Source organism: Pantoea conspicua, from assembly GCF_002095315.1.
In the GTDB taxonomy this organism is placed as follows: Bacteria; Pseudomonadota; Gammaproteobacteria; order Enterobacterales; family Enterobacteriaceae; genus Pantoea; species Pantoea conspicua.
In genome coordinates, this window is the sequence record NZ_MLFN01000006.1 from 38,383 (window position 1) to 54,580 (window position 16,198).

At 55.5% G+C, this 16,198-nt stretch carries 9 protein-coding genes and 1 pseudogene; 6 read left to right on the forward strand and 4 right to left on the reverse strand.

What is annotated here, in order from left to right; translation table 11 throughout:
* Position 1 precedes the first annotated feature (1 nt).
* On the forward strand, positions 2 to 652 hold the full coding sequence (gene rcsB, locus HA41_RS04055; RefSeq protein ID WP_009089068.1) for a response regulator transcription factor RcsB: 651 nt from the start codon (positions 2 to 4) through the stop codon (positions 650 to 652).
* 41 nt (positions 653 to 693) lie between these two features.
* Here rcsB and rcsC read toward each other — a convergent pair whose 3' ends face one another.
* Complete coding sequence (gene rcsC / locus HA41_RS04060; RefSeq protein ID WP_094119696.1) at positions 694 to 3,546, reverse strand: two-component system sensor histidine kinase RcsC; 2,853 nt, start codon at positions 3,544 to 3,546, stop codon at positions 694 to 696.
* A 680-nt stretch (positions 3,547 to 4,226) separates the two neighbouring features.
* Complete coding sequence (gene gyrA, locus HA41_RS04065) at positions 4,227 to 6,899, reverse strand: DNA topoisomerase (ATP-hydrolyzing) subunit A (RefSeq protein ID WP_094119697.1); 2,673 nt, start codon at positions 6,897 to 6,899, stop codon at positions 4,227 to 4,229.
* A 177-nt stretch (positions 6,900 to 7,076) separates the two neighbouring features.
* Between gyrA and ubiG the strand changes: the two genes are divergently transcribed.
* The 4 genes from ubiG to yfaE all read left to right on the forward strand — a co-directional run bounded on the left by ubiG (position 7,077) and on the right by yfaE (position 12,157).
* Complete coding sequence (gene ubiG / locus HA41_RS04070; protein ID WP_094119698.1) at positions 7,077 to 7,802, forward strand: bifunctional 2-polyprenyl-6-hydroxyphenol methylase/3-demethylubiquinol 3-O-methyltransferase UbiG; 726 nt, start codon at positions 7,077 to 7,079, stop codon at positions 7,800 to 7,802.
* Positions 7,803 to 8,401: 599 nt separating this feature from the next.
* Positions 8,402 to 10,687, forward strand: coding sequence for a class 1a ribonucleoside-diphosphate reductase subunit alpha (nrdA, locus tag HA41_RS04075; protein WP_094119699.1), 2,286 nt, complete (start codon positions 8,402 to 8,404; stop codon positions 10,685 to 10,687).
* A gap of 76 nt (positions 10,688 to 10,763) precedes the next feature.
* Positions 10,764 to 11,894 (forward strand): class Ia ribonucleoside-diphosphate reductase subunit beta, encoded by a 1,131-nt coding sequence (gene nrdB, locus HA41_RS04080; protein ID WP_094119700.1) that lies wholly within the window; start codon positions 10,764 to 10,766, stop codon positions 11,892 to 11,894.
* Positions 11,895 to 11,896: 2 nt separating this feature from the next.
* Complete coding sequence (gene yfaE / locus HA41_RS04085) at positions 11,897 to 12,157, forward strand: class I ribonucleotide reductase maintenance protein YfaE (RefSeq protein WP_010258095.1); 261 nt, start codon at positions 11,897 to 11,899, stop codon at positions 12,155 to 12,157.
* Between the two features lie 256 nt (positions 12,158 to 12,413).
* Here the strand turns inward: yfaE and HA41_RS04090 are convergent, their stop codons facing one another.
* Positions 12,414 to 13,610, reverse strand: coding sequence for a nicotinamide mononucleotide deamidase-related protein YfaY (locus HA41_RS04090; protein WP_094119701.1), 1,197 nt, complete (start codon positions 13,608 to 13,610; stop codon positions 12,414 to 12,416).
* Positions 13,611 to 13,874: 264 nt separating this feature from the next.
* Complete coding sequence (gene elaB / locus HA41_RS04095; RefSeq protein WP_031376225.1) at positions 13,875 to 14,186, reverse strand: stress response protein ElaB; 312 nt, start codon at positions 14,184 to 14,186, stop codon at positions 13,875 to 13,877.
* A gap of 336 nt (positions 14,187 to 14,522) precedes the next feature.
* Between elaB and HA41_RS04100 the strand changes: the two are divergent.
* A pseudogene (locus HA41_RS04100) lies at positions 14,523 to 16,180 on the forward strand (glucan biosynthesis protein D).
* Positions 16,181 to 16,198 lie beyond the last annotated feature (18 nt).

Below are 16,198 nucleotides of genomic sequence, written 5' to 3' on the forward strand. Positions count from 1 at the left end.
GATGAATAACTTAAACGTAATTATTGCCGATGACCATCCGATTGTTCTTTTCGGTATCCGAAAGTCTCTGGAACAAATTGAATGGGTTAACGTTGTAGGTGAGTTCGAAGACTCAACAGCACTGATCAACAATCTCTCTAAGCTCGATGCCAACGTCCTGATCACCGACCTCTCTATGCCAGGTGAAAAGTATGGCGATGGCATCACGCTGATTAAATACATTAAACGTCACTATCCGGATCTGTCGATTATCGTTCTGACCATGAACAACAACCCGGCAATTCTGAGCTCCGTACTGGATCTCGATATTGAAGGGATTGTTCTGAAGCAAGGCGCGCCAACCGATCTGCCAAAAGCTCTGGCCGCATTGCAGAAAGGCAAAAAGTATACGCCGGAAAGCGTGGCAAAACTGCTGGAGAAGATCAGCGCTGGCGGTTACGGCGACAAACGCCTGTCACCAAAAGAGAGCGAAGTGCTGCGTCTGTTCGCTGAAGGTTTCCTGGTAACCGAAATTGCCAAGAAACTGAACCGCAGTATTAAGACCATCAGTAGCCAGAAGAAATCAGCGATGATGAAACTGGGCGTGGATAATGATATCGCGCTGCTGAACTACCTGTCGTCTGTCAGCCAGACCCAGGTCGAAAGAGACTAGTATCACGAGGCGGTGCCACCGGCACCGCCTTTACTCCTGCCCTATCCTGCCCGGGTTTTACGTACCCGCTCTGCATAGATCGCCAGCGTCACCTTCAGCACATCTAAGGTCACCGGTTTCGACAGACAGTTATCCATACCCGCATCCATACAACGCTGCTTCTCTTCAGCCAGCGCGTTGGCCGTTACACCCACCACCGGGAACAGATGTCCCAGCTGACGGAGCCGCTGCGTCAGGCGATAGCCATCCATATTCGGCATGTTAACGTCGGTCAGCACAATATCGATCTCATTGCGGCTCAGCACATTAAGCGCGTCTACCCCGTCCTGCGCGGTTTTGACCTGGTAGCCCAGGGTGCCGAGCTGTTCAGACAGCAGCATACGGTTGATCGGATGATCGTCAACAATCAGTACCATAATGTCGTCGTTATCTACTTTTTGCTCTACCGGCCCGGCCAGCAACAGCGCATCCGCTGCGTCACTGTCCAGCACGATGCGATAGATACGCGCCAGCAGCGTCGGGACTTCATGCAGCGTGGCGGTAGAATGAATCCAGCGTCCCGGATGAGGTTCACGTGGCATATCCACATGCGCCCCGTCAAAGGTGACCAGTGCCCGCAGCGGTAGATCTATATCCAGTTCGTGATCGGTCATCACCACATCCTCCGGGCCGGGCTTGCCGTTGTATTCAGCAACCTGAATGCCCTGCCGCCGCAACTGACGCGCAATAAATTCCGCCAGGTATTCGTTGCACATCGCCAGCCAGATTTTCTTATCCTGCATCCCTTCCAGCAGCGGCAGCGCAGGTTGTTGCCTTTTATAAATCGGAATGCGTACGATGAACTGACTGCCCATGCCCGGCTCTGAGTCGACCTCAATATCGCCGTCCATCATGTTGATCAGTTTTTCACAAATCGCCAGCCCCAGCCCGGTACCCTGGAAATTACGCTGTACGCCATTGCCCACCTGGAAGAAAGGATCAAACAGCCGCGGCAGCTCTTTGGCCGGAATACCAACCCCGGTATCGCGCACGCGGAACGCCAGATAACCCTCGGCCACATACGCATGCAGGATGATACAGCCGGTGTGGGTAAACTTAATCGCGTTATTCAGCAGGTTTGAGATCACCTGTTGCAGACGCAGCGGATCGCCATCCAGCACCTGCGGGACATCATGCTCTATGAAGCAGTAAAGCGTCAGCCGTTTCTTCACCACCAGCGACAGGTAGTTGCCCACGATATGGGTAACGATTTCACGCGGCGCGAACGGACGCGGCTCAATCTTCAGCTGTTCCGACTCAATTTTAGAGAAGTCGAGAATGTCGCTGATGATTTTCAGCAACAGGCTGGAGGAGTTATTCATCGCGGTCACCAGCGAATCAATGCCGCTGGGCAGCTGCTTGGTCTGCAACAGATCGAGGTTGCCGATGATGCCGTAAAGCGGCGTGCGCAGTTCGTGACTGACGGTGGCGAGGAACATCGATTTCGACTGACTGGCCTGTTCCGCCGCGTGCGCCATCTCCTGCAGCGACTGCTCCATCCGGACACGCGCCGAGACATCCACCAGCACGCAAATCGCTACGTTTTCATTGCGATAGCGCGAGTGAACAAAGCTGATTTGCAGGTTGGTGTTACTGCCGGTCAGCACATCGACAAAATTCACCTGCTGGCCGCCAATGATCTCATTCAGCCGCTGGCGATCTTCCTGGGTCAGCAGCGTCAGATAGTTGTGCGCCAGTTCATTGCTCAGAATATTGGTGCCATCACTGGTACGCAAGATACAGATACCCACCGGCGCGGAGGCGACAATTTTACGGTTAAACTGCTCATGCTCCTCCAGCCGGTGCGCATTCTCTTCGGCGGGCAGGAACATCCGGCGCTCAAACAGCCAGGCAAGGGTAAACAACAGTATCGCGCTGAAAATATTGAGCAGCAGTGCATTGATCATCATCAGCTTCAGCTGATCGACCATCACCTGAGTCGGAATAGACCACACCACGCTAAGATCGGACGGCGGCAGCGGTTTCTTCAGTACCAGCTGGCGATAGCCGTTGAGATAGCCAAACCAGGTTTTATCGTCGGGCAGATCGTCCAGCGAAAAGCCGAGACCGCCACGGCGTGAATTAAGTAACGGACGATAATTTTCATCGGTTACCGAGGCGATAACCGGCAGGCTGCCTGGCTGAATAAATTCATCCAGCCGGATATTTTGCTCGACGCCGAGCAGCGCCTGCAGCTTATTGGCGACATAGACCGGCACCACCATGTAGAAGGTCCCGACACCCGGCTGGGCAGTACTGTTAATCCAGTACATCGGATTGCGGCGCTCTTCTTCATTGCTGTTGCGGTAGCGCAGCACGTTCTCACGCAGAGATTTCAGGCTACGTTCGCGATCGGCGTTGCTGCTACCGATGGTAAAGTCAGCCAGACACTGATTTTCGCCACCAATGAAAAATACCCGATTCAGCTCATACGACGAGGCGAAGTTACTTTTCCAGTAGTTGATGTAGTAGCTGAGGGAATCCAGCGAGTTACGCCAGGTGTTGCTCATTGAGGTACAGTCGCCATCGGAAAACAGCGGTGTAAACTGCGGCTGAGCCGCCTTGCCTGGCATCATGCCGGTCAGTACATCCAGCCCGCTGCTGGCGTTGGTTAAGCGGTTCTCGGTGATATATTTCAGCTCACGCATCATGTCGGCTGAATGCCGGACATACCACTGAATAGATCCGTAATTACTGGCGAACTCCTGACGAACCTGCGTCTCTTTTTCATGCAACACGCTGATGATATAGAAGGCAGTCAGTACGGCGCCCAGCATCCAGATTAGCAGCGCCAGCGCGCGAAAAAGATAGCGCGAGATGCGAAGCGTGGTGCGGAAAGAGACAGGATATTTCAAGTGGAACTCGCAGTTGGCAAGGTTAGTCGCATCATCGATTTTTAATGCCCATACACTAGCTTTAACGGGCAAAAAAAGCCAGTCGGTAGCGGGTTTAGCGCCAGGTTTGGGAATCTTTTAACTCTGCCTTACGCCCCTGCTGTTTTTTCACAAAGTGAAGCCGGTGACAGCAGGATAAGCATCCGACAGCGCTTAGAAACAAACGCACCACAGCCAGACCAGAAAGGCCCGCTCTGCCCGAAGAGCAAAGCGTCCGCGCCAGGGATGGACGCGGCCGATCCGCCGGGAAGCGGGATTCCTTTGCGATCGGGCAGTGCGGGCCTTTCGGCCGCACCCAGCTCACCGCAGCGCCTTCACCGCTTCACTCCATCACACCCCACAACTACCAGCGCACCACAGCCAGACCAAGAAAGGCCCTCTCTGCCCGAAGAGCAAAGCGTCCGCGCCAGGGATGGCGCGGCCGATCCGCCGGGAAGCGGGATTCCTTTGCGATCGGGCAGTGCGGGTCTTTCGTCCGCACCCAGCTCACCGCAGCGCCCTCCACCGCTTCACTCCACCACCGCCCCCCACTCACCGCAGCGCCACCTCAATGCTCCCTCCATCAGCGCCAAAAAAAACGGCAGGCCGGGTTTCCCCTGGCCTGCCGTTTCGGCAACGAATCTCAGCTTACGTCAGACAAATTACTCTTCGTCTTCAGCCGCGTCGTCTTCGTCTTCCGCATCCGCTTCCGGTGCAATCTCTTCATCGTCGATCTCCGCTTCCGGCGCGATATCTTCCTCGCCTTCCGCTACGCTCCCGTCGATTGAATCCAGCTCTTCTTCTTCAACCGGTTCAGCAACGCGTTGCAGACCCACCACGTTCTCATCTTCTGCCGTACGAATCAGAATCACACCCTGGGTATTACGACCCACGATGCTGACTTCAGAGACGCGAGTACGCACCAGCGTACCGGCATCGGTGATCATCATAATCTGATCGCCATCGACTACCTGAACCGCGCCAATCACCGGACCGTTACGATCGGTCACTTTGATCGAGATAACACCCTGCGTCGCACGCGACTTAGTCGGGTATTCGCTGTTGGCGGTACGTTTACCGTAGCCATTTTGCGTCACGGTCAGGATTGCACCCTCTTCACGCGGCACAATCAACGACACCACGCGATCGCCTTCGGCCAGCTTGATACCGCGCACACCGGATGCGGTACGGCCCATCGCACGAACCGCGGTTTCCGCGAAACGCACCACTTTACCGGCCGCAGAGAACAGCATCGCTTCATCGTTACCGTTGGTCAGCGCCACGCCGATCAGCTCGTCGTCGTCACGCAGATTCACGGCAATAATGCCGGCGCTACGCGGACGGCTGAACTCTTTCAGCGCGGTCTTCTTCACGGTACCGAGTGCAGTCGCCATGAAGATGTTAAAGCCTTCGGTATACTCGCGTACCGGCAGAATCGCGGTAATACGTTCGTTGGCTTCCAGCGGCAGCAGGTTAACGATCGGACGTCCACGCGCCCCACGGCTCGCTTCTGGCAGCTGATAAACCTTCATCCAGTAGAGACGGCCACGGCTTGAGAAGCAGAGAATAGTGTCATGGGTATTGGCAACCAGCAGGCGATCAATGAAGTCCTCTTCTTTGATACGCGCGGCCGATTTGCCTTTACCACCACGACGCTGCGCTTCGTAATCGGTCAGAGGCTGATACTTCACATAGCCCTGATGCGACAGCGTCACGACCACATCTTCCTGATTGATCAGATCTTCGATATTGATGTCAGCAGTATTGGCGGTGATCTCGGTACGACGCTCATCGCCAAACTGATCGCGCATCAGTTCCAGCTCTTCGCGAATCACTTCCATCAGACGCTCGGCGCTGGACAGGATGTGCAGCAGTTCAGCGATCTGATCCAGCAGTGCTTTATACTCATCCAGCAGTTTTTCATGCTCAAGGCCGGTCAGTTTCTGCAGACGCAGATCCAGAATCGCCTGAGCTTGCTGCTCGGTCAGATAGTACTGGCCGTCACGGATACCGAACTGCGCATCCAGCCACTCCGGACGCGCGGCATCATCACCGGCACGTTCCAGCATCGCGGAAACGTTGCCCAGATCCCACGCCTGCGCAATCAGACCCGCTTTGGCTTCCGCCGGGCTTGGCGCACGACGAATCAGTTCAATAATCGGATCGATGTTGGCCAGCGCAATCGCCAGACCTTCAAGGATATGCGCACGGTCACGGGCTTTACGCAGTTCAAAGATGGTACGACGCGTCACCACTTCACGACGATGGCGGACAAAGGCTTCCAGAATCTCCTTCAGCGCCATAATCTTCGGCTGACCCTGATGCAGCGCCACCATGTTGATGCCGAACGAGGTCTGCAGCTGAGTCAGTGAATAGAGATTATTCAGCACCACTTCGCCGACCGCATCACGCTTAATCTCAATCACGATGCGCATACCGTCTTTATCAGACTCATCACGCAGTGCGCTGATGCCTTCGACGCGCTTCTCTTTCACCAGCTCGGCGATTTTCTCAATCAGACGCGCCTTGTTAACCTGGTAAGGCAGCTCATGAATGATGATGGTCTCACGGCCGGTTTTAGCGTCCGCTTCCACTTCGCCACGCGCACGGATATAAATTTTGCCGCGCCCGGTACGGTAGGCTTCTTCAATGCCACGACGACCATTGATGATGGCAGCGGTCGGGAAATCGGGTCCCGGAATGTGCTCCATCAGCCCTTCAATGCTGATGTTCTCATCTTCAATGTAGGCCAGGCAGCCGTTGATCACTTCGCGCAGGTTATGCGGCGGAATATTGGTTGCCATCCCCACGGCGATACCGGAGGAACCGTTAACCAGCAGGTTGGGAATTTTGGTCGGCAGAACTTCAGGGATCTGCTCAGTGCCGTCGTAGTTAGGGACAAAATCGACGGTCTCTTTTTCCAGGTCAGCTAACAGATCGTGGGCGATTCTGGACATGCGGACTTCGGTATAACGCATCGCCGCAGCGGAGTCACCGTCGATGGAGCCGAAGTTGCCTTGACCGTCCACCAGCATGTAACGCAGGGAGAAAGGCTGGGCCATACGTACAATGGTGTCGTAAACGGCGGAATCACCATGCGGGTGATATTTACCGATAACGTCACCCACGACGCGGGCAGATTTTTTATAGGGTTTGTTCCAGTCGTTACCCAGTTCGCTCATCGCAAAGAGTACGCGACGATGCACCGGCTTCAGGCCGTCACGCACATCGGGTAAAGCTCGGCCAACGATGACCGACATGGCGTAATCGAGGTAAGAATTCTTTAACTCTTCTTCGATATTGACCGGTGTAATTTCTCTCGCAAGGTCGCTCATGGAGCCGCTATCCCTCTACTTAATCCCGGATTTTAAAGGTGCGAAAGTATATCACACTGCAATGCTCTGGTGAACGTTAACCACCGATTTCAGCCGCTTTTCCTTGCGCCTGAAAGGTGTGCCATAACCGGTTAAGCGTTTATACTGATGGCACATTTTGTCAGGAGTTACGATTCAATGAATGCACAACCGCAGAATCATCAGCAGAACGTCGATGCGCAGGAAATTGCCAAATTTGAGGCCGTGGCCTCGCGCTGGTGGGATCTGGAGGGTGAATTTAAACCGTTGCACCGGATCAACCCGCTGCGGCTGGGCTATATCGCCCAACACAGCAACGGTCTGTTTGGTAAAACCGTGCTCGACGTCGGCTGTGGCGGCGGCATCTTAGCGGAAAGCATGGCGCGTGAAGGTGCTATCGTCACCGGACTGGATATGGGCGCTGAACCACTGGCCGTGGCGCGCCTGCATGCCCAGGAGAGCGGCGTCACGCTCGACTATGTCCAGCAGACGGTGGAAGCGCACGCGGAACAGCACGCCGGAAAATATGATGTGGTGACCTGCATGGAGATGCTGGAGCATGTGCCCGATCCGCGCTCGGTGGTTCACGCCTGCGCGCAGCTGGTCAAGCCCGGTGGCGAAGTCTTCTTCTCTACCCTTAACCGCAACCCGAAAGCCTGGCTGCTGGCGGTGTTTGGCGCTGAATATGTGCTGCGCATGGTGCCGCGCGGCACCCACGACGTGAAGAAGTTTATCCGTCCCTCCGAGCTGCTGGGCTGGGTAGATGAAACCGCGCTGCGTGAACGCCACATCATCGGCCTGCACTACAACCCCGTCACCAACCGCTTTAAGCTGGCACCGGGTACCGACGTCAACTATATGGTGCATACCCACCGCGCGGTCTGAGTCACGCGGCCCGGCGGATAGCGCACGGGCCTCGCCGCAGGATCAAGCGTCAGCAGCTTTCATCTGCTGGCGCCGTCACCGCTTCCCGCCCTCCTTTATTATCCGTTCATCGGCAGCCAGGCGGCTACCGCGTAGCGGGTTGCTCCACCGCCGGGGGCACCATTCTGTTATCGGCCAACGGGTTAGACTGAACCGGTACTGGCTGACCCAGATGCGCATCGCGTGTTCGACTGCCAGCAGAAGCGCGGGTAGCGGATTTTGGCGATTTTTCACCCTTTCTCAGGCCTGGCAGAGCGGATTGAATAAGAAATACGCGCCCGATCAAATTAAGAAAAAAAAGTGGGATCCGGTTGACATGATGGCGAGCCTTATAAGACGCGGGCTAAGAAATTTCGCAGAAATTACAACCCCTCCAGACATCATTTTTTCCTCTTGTTAAGCGGCAGTAAAATACTAAAATATGCCCCCATATAGTTATGGCTTTAGCCCAAACCCCCTAGATGTTGTGTTTATCCACATATTATTCACAATGAATATGCTGTGTATAAACCGGGATTTCTTTTAATTTTTGGATACTCACGCAAAGGTAAAAACGCGACATGAACCAAAGTCTGCTCGTTACTAAACGCGATGGCCGCCAGGAGCGCATTGATCTCGACAAAATTCACCGTGTACTGGACTGGGCAGCCGAAGGGCTGAACAACGTCTCAGTATCGCAGGTGGAGCTGCGCTCCCACATTCAGTTCTATGATGGCATCAGAACGTCTGACATTCATGAGACCATCATCAAGGCCGCAGCAGACCTCATCTCTCGCGATGCCCCGGATTATCAGTACCTCGCCGCACGCCTGGCGATCTTCCATCTGCGCAAAAAAGCGTATGGCCAGTTTGAGCCACCGAAGCTGTATGACCAGGTCGTTAAAATGGTCGGCATGGGCAAATATGACCGTCACCTGCTGGAAGATTACAGCGAAGAAGAGTTTGCTCAGATGGACGAGTTCCTCGACCACTGGCGTGACATGAACTTCTCCTACGCCGCCGTGAAGCAGCTGGAAGGTAAATACCTGGTGCAGAACCGCGTCTCGGGCGAAATCTACGAGAGTGCGCAGTTCCTCTATATCCTGGTCGCTGCCTGCCTGTTCTCTGGCTATCCGCGCGAAACGCGTATGGATTACATCAAGCGCTTCTACGATGCGATCTCGACCTTCAAAATCTCATTGCCGACGCCGATCATGTCCGGCGTGCGCACGCCAACGCGTCAGTTCAGCTCCTGCGTACTGATTGAATGCGGCGACAGCCTGGACTCGATCAACGCCACCTCCAGCGCGATTGTGAAATATGTTTCTCAGCGCGCCGGTATCGGCATCAACGCCGGTCGTATCCGTGCGCTGGGTAGTCCAATCCGTGGCGGTGAAGCGTTCCATACCGGCTGTATCCCGTTCTATAAGCACTTCCAGACAGCGGTGAAGTCCTGTTCTCAGGGCGGTGTACGCGGCGGCGCAGCGACGCTGTTCTACCCGATGTGGCATCTGGAAATCGAAAGCCTGCTGGTACTGAAAAACAACCGTGGCGTAGAAGGTAACCGCGTGCGTCACATGGACTACGGCGTGCAGCTCAACAAGCTGATGTATCAGCGCCTGCTGAAAGGGGAAGATATCACCCTGTTCAGCCCGTCTGATGTGCCAGGCCTGTATGATGCGTTCTTCGCCGATCAGGATGAGTTTGAGCGTCTCTACACTAAATATGAGCAGGACCAGAGCATCCGTAAGCAGCGGGTCAAAGCGGTCGACCTGTTCTCACTGATGATGCAGGAACGTGCTTCTACCGGCCGTATCTACATTCAGAACGTCGATCACTGCAACACCCACAGCCCGTTTGACGCCAGCATCGCGCCGGTTCGCCAGTCTAACCTCTGCCTTGAGATCGCACTGCCGACCAAGCCACTGGAAGATGTGAACGACGAAAACGGTGAGATCGCCCTGTGTACGCTGTCAGCCTTCAACCTTGGCGCGATTGAAAGCCTGGACGATCTGGAAGAGCTGGCGACCCTGGCGGTACGTGCGCTCGATGCGCTGCTCGATTATCAGGACTACCCGATCCCGGCGGCTAAACGTGGTGCAATGGGTCGTCGTACCCTGGGTATCGGCGTGATCAACTACGCTTACTACCTGGCGAAACATGGTGTGCGTTACTCCGATGGCAGCGCTAATGGCCTGACCCATAAAACCTTTGAAGCCATTCAGTATTACCTGCTGAAAGCCTCCAATGCGCTGGCGAAAGAGCAAGGTGCCTGCCCGTGGTTCAACGAAACCACCTATGCGCAGGGCATTCTGCCGATCGACACCTACAAGAAAGATCTCGATACCATCAGCAACGAGCCGCTGCACCTGGACTGGGAAAGCCTGCGTGAAGAGATTAAAACGCACGGCCTGCGTAACTCAACGCTCTCTGCACTGATGCCGTCTGAGACCTCATCGCAGATCTCCAATGCCACTAACGGCATTGAACCGCCGCGCGGCCACATCAGCATTAAAGCCTCGAAAGATGGCATTCTGCGTCAGGTGGTGCCGGAGTATGAGCGTCTGAAAGACCAGTACGAACTGCTGTGGGAAATGCCGAACAATGACGGTTACCTGCAACTGGTGGGTCTGATGCAGAAGTTTATCGACCAGGCGATCTCCTCTAACACCAACTACGATCCGTCGCGCTTCGCCAACGGCAAAGTGCCGATGAAGCAGCTGCTGAAAGATCTGCTAACGGCGTACAAGTTTGGCGTGAAAACGCTCTACTACCAGAACACCCGTGACGGTGCGGAAGATGCACAGGATGACCTGGCCCCTTCTATCCAGGATGATGGCTGCGAAAGCGGCGCATGTAAGATCTAACGGGCGGGCGGGAGAGACTCCCGCCCCACTCCTTTCACGGGGCGGCTTCGCTTCGTCTACTTTTGGACATTTTTTTATGGCTTACTCCACTTTCTCACAGAACAAAAATGACCAGCTGAAAGAGCCGATGTTTTTCGGTCAGTCGGTAAACGTGGCGCGCTTCGACCAGCAGAAATATGACATCTTTGAAAAGCTAATCGAAAAGCAGCTCTCCTTCTTCTGGCGTCCGGAAGAGGTGGATGTGTCACGCGATCGCATCGACTATCAGGCGCTGCCGGACCACGAAAAACACATCTTCATCAGCAACCTGAAGTATCAGACCCTGCTGGACTCGATTCAGGGTCGTAGCCCGAACGTGGCGCTGCTGCCGCTGATCTCCATTCCTGAGCTGGAAACCTGGATCGAAACCTGGGCGTTCTCTGAGACCATCCACTCGCGCTCTTATACCCACATCATCCGCAACATCGTGAATGACCCGGCGGTGGTGTTTGACGATATCGTCACCAATGAGCAGATTCTGGCCCGTGCCCAGGATATCTCACGCTATTACGATGATCTGATTGAGATGACCAACTACTGGCATCTGCTGGGCGAAGGCACCCATCAGGTCAACGGTAAACAGGTTGTGGTCAGCCTGCGCGCCCTGAAGAAGCAACTCTATATCTGCCTGATGAGTGTCAATGCGCTGGAAGCGATCCGTTTCTATGTCAGCTTCGCCTGTTCATTCGCGTTCGCCGAGCGTGAGCTGATGGAAGGCAATGCCAAAATCATCAAGCTGATCGCCCGCGATGAAGCGCTGCACCTGACCGGCACCCAGCACATGCTGAACCTGCTGCGTAGCGGTGAAGACGATCCGGAGATGAAAGAGATTGCGGCAGAGTGCCGTGAAGAGTGCTTCGAGCTGTTTAAGAAAGCCGCACTGCAGGAAAAAGAGTGGGCAGAATATCTGTTCAGCGGCGGTTCGATGATCGGCCTGAACAAAGATATTCTCTGCCAGTACATTGAGTACATCACCAATATCCGTATGCAGGCTGTTGGCCTTGATTTGCCGTTCCAGACGCGCTCAAACCCAATCCCATGGATTAACTCCTGGCTGGTCTCTGACAACGTTCAGGTTGCGCCGCAGGAAGTGGAGGTCAGCTCCTATCTGGTCGGTCAGATCGATTCAGAAGTGGGCGAGAACGACTTCGACGATTTCCAGCTCTAATCATGAGCCGCGACGTTGTGATTCTGCGCAGTTCCGGCACCCGGCTGGAATGCACAGACGAGCATACCAATCTGCTGACGCTGCTGGAAGCCAACAATCTCTGCGTGGAGTTTCAGTGCCGCGAAGGTTACTGCGGCTCCTGCCGGATGCGGCTACTGAAAGGCGAAGTGCATTACCCACAGCGGCCGCTGGCCTTTGTGCAGCAGGATGAGATCCTGCCCTGCTGCTGTAAAGCCAAAGGTGAGATTGAGCTTGAGTTATAACTGAGGTGGAATAAGTCTGGCTTGATTTGCTGTGAGATCGAGTCAGCTTAGGGAACACGGTCAGATCGGAAAGACGCAAAAGCGTCACCCCTGACAGCTCGGCCCGCGCCGTCCATGGCGCGGGACGCTTTTCTCTTCTGCCCGTGTTCCCTGCGCTTTGAGCTAATTTATTGCTGCGAGAATGACGCTGTATGGGGTTAATTCGCAGTCACATCCAGGACGGGCGCCTCAGGCGCCCGTTTTGTTTTCACTGATATCACTGCCTGACGGTTTCAACCACATCAATCCAGCCGTGACCGGTGCTGACTTCACTGCCGTGTAACCAGCGGCGCAGCATGTTCATCGCCATCATCGCCACCACCTTCTGCCGCGTCTCCAGGTTATGGCGACCGGTGCTGAATTTTACGCGCTGACCAACACTGCCATCCGGCGTATGCAGCGCCACTGAAATCTCTTCCTGTTCCAGGCTGCCAATAGAAAGCGCCAGCGCTGCCTGCTGCTGTGCAGCAAGTTCGCGGGTGCGGGTCACCTGCTGCTCCAGCGTCTCCTGTTGGGGTGGAAAGATGTCAGCGCCACGCAGCGGCACGCCGGCAGCTGCCAGTTGCCAGTAGAGCAGCCCGGCGGTGTATTGCTCACTCACCGCCAGCTGCTCACCGCGCTGCTCCAGCTCACGTGCCAGCAGCGCCGGCAGCCCCTCCGTACCTTCAAAGATAGTGCATTCTGCCAGTTGCAGGCGCACCTGCTGCCATACCTGTTCCATCGCCACGCGCTGGCTGGCAGGGCCGGTGAGTTTGATCTCAATGATCGGCATTGAAGAGCGGTAACCCATTACCACCCCTTCCGGTAACGCCAGTGGCTCAAGCTCCGCGGCCAGATCGCTTTCGCCACGACCAAAAGTGGTCAGACGCAGACAGAGCGGCGGTTCAGGCGGGGAAAACTTCGCTTTCAGACGCGGAATGATCTGCTGCTCGACCATCACTTTGAATTCAGACGGCACGCCGGGGGTAAAAAACATCCAGCAGCGATTCAACTGCAGGGCAAAGCCGCAGGCGGTGCCGACCGGATTATCAATCAGTTCGGCATTCGCCGGGATCTCCGCCTGTTTCCGATTACTGGCCGCCATTACTCGTCCGCGGCTGGCAAACCAGGCTTCCATCTGTTCCAGCCAGTCCGTTTGCAGCTCCAGCTCGACACCGCAGGCCTGCGCGGCGGCCAGCGCGCTGAGATCGTCACTGGTGGGTCCCAGCCCGCCATTGACGATCAGCACATCCGCCTCATGACTGCGCGCCTGGAGCGTGCTCACCAGCGAATCAAGGGCATCGCCCACCGTGGTGCGGCTGGTCATCGGTAATCCCTGCTGGAATAAAATATCGGCCAGCCAGGCCGCATTGGTATCGACGATTTGGCCATGCAGCACCTCATCCCCGGTTGAAAGCATCTCGACTCTGATCACGTTGGTTCTCCTTATGCCGGTCGCTTTACTGTAGGAAGTCCGCGGCTAAAACACAATCAGCATCAATCCCCGCTGAACGCAGGCGGGACTGAACAGAAGGAGTCTGGCTGAGGGTGTGACCGCGGAGAAGTCGCGCGCCGGTGGCACGATGGGAGTTTCGCTGATAACGGCTTTCAGCGTGGCGCGGCAAAAACGGCAACGAAAACGGCGGGGATCGCCCGCCGTTTTTATCATCACTGTGCTGTCAGGGTACCGTCTGGATGATTAGCGACGCGCCAGCAGCAGGCCGAGCACCAGACCGGCAGTGGCGCCGATACCGATTCCCTGCCACGGTTTCTCATGCACGTAATCATCGGCACGGTAGGCCGCTTGTTTAGCACGATAGTAATAGCTGTCGGACGCCTGGCTGACACGGGCTTTAACGTCATGCAGCGCCTGTTCCGCTTTGGTTTTAAGCTCGATATATTTTTGATCCGCCGGATCGCCTGAAGACTTCAGCACTTCTTCCAGCGTTTCGGTCAGCAGCGTAATATCGTCATCGAGGTTGGTTTCGAATTGATCAGTCTGATTTACCATCATTTCCTCCGTGTGAATTGCAAAGCAGTCCCTTAACTATAGCCACAATCTGGCGCTCTGCCGTTTTACCGCCCCAGGAATCACCTGATATTTCATTTGCTAACGCCAGACAAATCGCCGGGATATCCGCTACGCTTTCGCAAAGAAGTGTAAGACGCAGGGGCAAACACCGAATTTCGCTTCGCTTCTTTGATTAATCTGATAAATTTTCTTCGGAGTGAATTTTACCGTAACCGGACTGTCGTATCCTCCTGTTGCCTGTGATTATCGGGCCATGAAAGTGCATCCCGCACGACAGTCACGACAAACTCGAACAGCTAAGGAATGATCTCTGGCATGAATCGAAGAATGTTTATGAAAGCGTCAATGGCCTTCTCCGCCGTCAGCGGCATGACCGGCCTGTCAACGCTGTTTGCGCAATCCGCCTGGGCAGAAGATGGCATTGCTGACGGAACCGCAGTACGCTTCGATTTCGACGTATTGAAGAAGAATGCAGCCGCGCTGGCGAAACAACCCTGGAGTGGTGCGCCCGGCGCGCTGCCCCAAACGCTGGCCACGCTGACGCCGCAGGCCTATAACGAAATTCAGTATGACGCCAGCCATTCACTGTGGAACAACATTCCCGACCGTGAACTTGACGTCCAGTTCTTCCACGTCGGCATGGGCTTCAAACGGCGTATCCGCATGTTCTCGGTTGATGGTGAAAGCCGCCAGGCGCGCGAAATTCACTTCCGACCTGAGCTGTTCAACTACAACAATGCGCACGTTGATACGCAACAGCTGGAAGGAAAAACCGATCTCGGCTTCGCCGGTTTCCGGGCGTTTAAAAGCCGGAACTGGCGCGTCGCGACATCGTCTCCTTCCTGGGTGCCAGCTACTTCCGTGCCGTGGATGACACCTTCCAGTACGGTTTATCGGCGCGTGGCGTGGCCGTTAACACCTTCAGCAATGGCCAGGAAGAGTTCCCGGATTTCACCGCCTTCTGGTTTGAAACCCCGAAAGCGGAAGACACCACCTTCACCTGTTACGCCTTACTGGATGGTGCCAGCCTGACCGGCGCCTACAAGTTCATCATCCACTGCGAAGAGAAACGCGTGGTGATGGAAGTGGAAAACCACCTGTTTGCCCGTAAAGAGATCCGCCAGATCGGCATCTCGCCGATGACCAGCATGTTCAGCTGTGGCACCAACGAACGCCGCATGTGCAACACCTACCATCCACAGATTCATGACTCCGATCGGCTGGCGATGTGGACCGGAAAAGGCGAATGGATTGCCCGTCCGCTCAACAACCCACAGCGTCTGCAGTTTAATGCTTATGAAGACGAGAACCCGCGCGGTTTTGGTCTGTTGCAGCTTAATCACGACTTCAAAGATTATCAGGATGTGATTGGCTGGTATGACAAACGCCCAAGCCTGTGGGTGGAGCCGGTCGGTAAATGGGGTAAAGGCGCGATCAATTTGATGGAGATCCCCACCACCGGAGAGACGCTGGATAACATCGTCTGCTTCTGGCAGCCGGCTGAGCCGGTGAAGGCAGGCAGCGAGCTGAACTTCTCCTACAAGCTCTACTGGAGTGGTCTGCCGCCGGTTCGCAGCGGTCTGGCGCGCGTCGATGCCACCCGTACCGGTATTGGCGGCTTCCCGGAAGGCTGGGCTCCGGGCGAGCACTTCCCGGAAACCTGGTGTCGCCGCTTTGCCATCGACTTTATTGGTGGCGATCTGCAGGCTGCCGCGCCGAAAGGGATTGAACCGGTGATCACCGTTTCTTCCGGCAGCGTGAAGCAGGTTGAGATCCTCTACGTGGATCCGCTGAAAGGCTACCGTATTCTGTTTGACTGGTATCCGAACAGTGACTCCACCCAGCCGGTGGAGATGCGTCTGTTCCTGCGCAGCAAGGAGGAGACCCTTAGCGAAACCTGGCTTTATCAGTACTTCCCGCCGGCACCGGACCAGCGCAAATATGTTGATGACCGGCAGATGACGCCGGGCTAAGTCCGTAAGGCGAGGCAC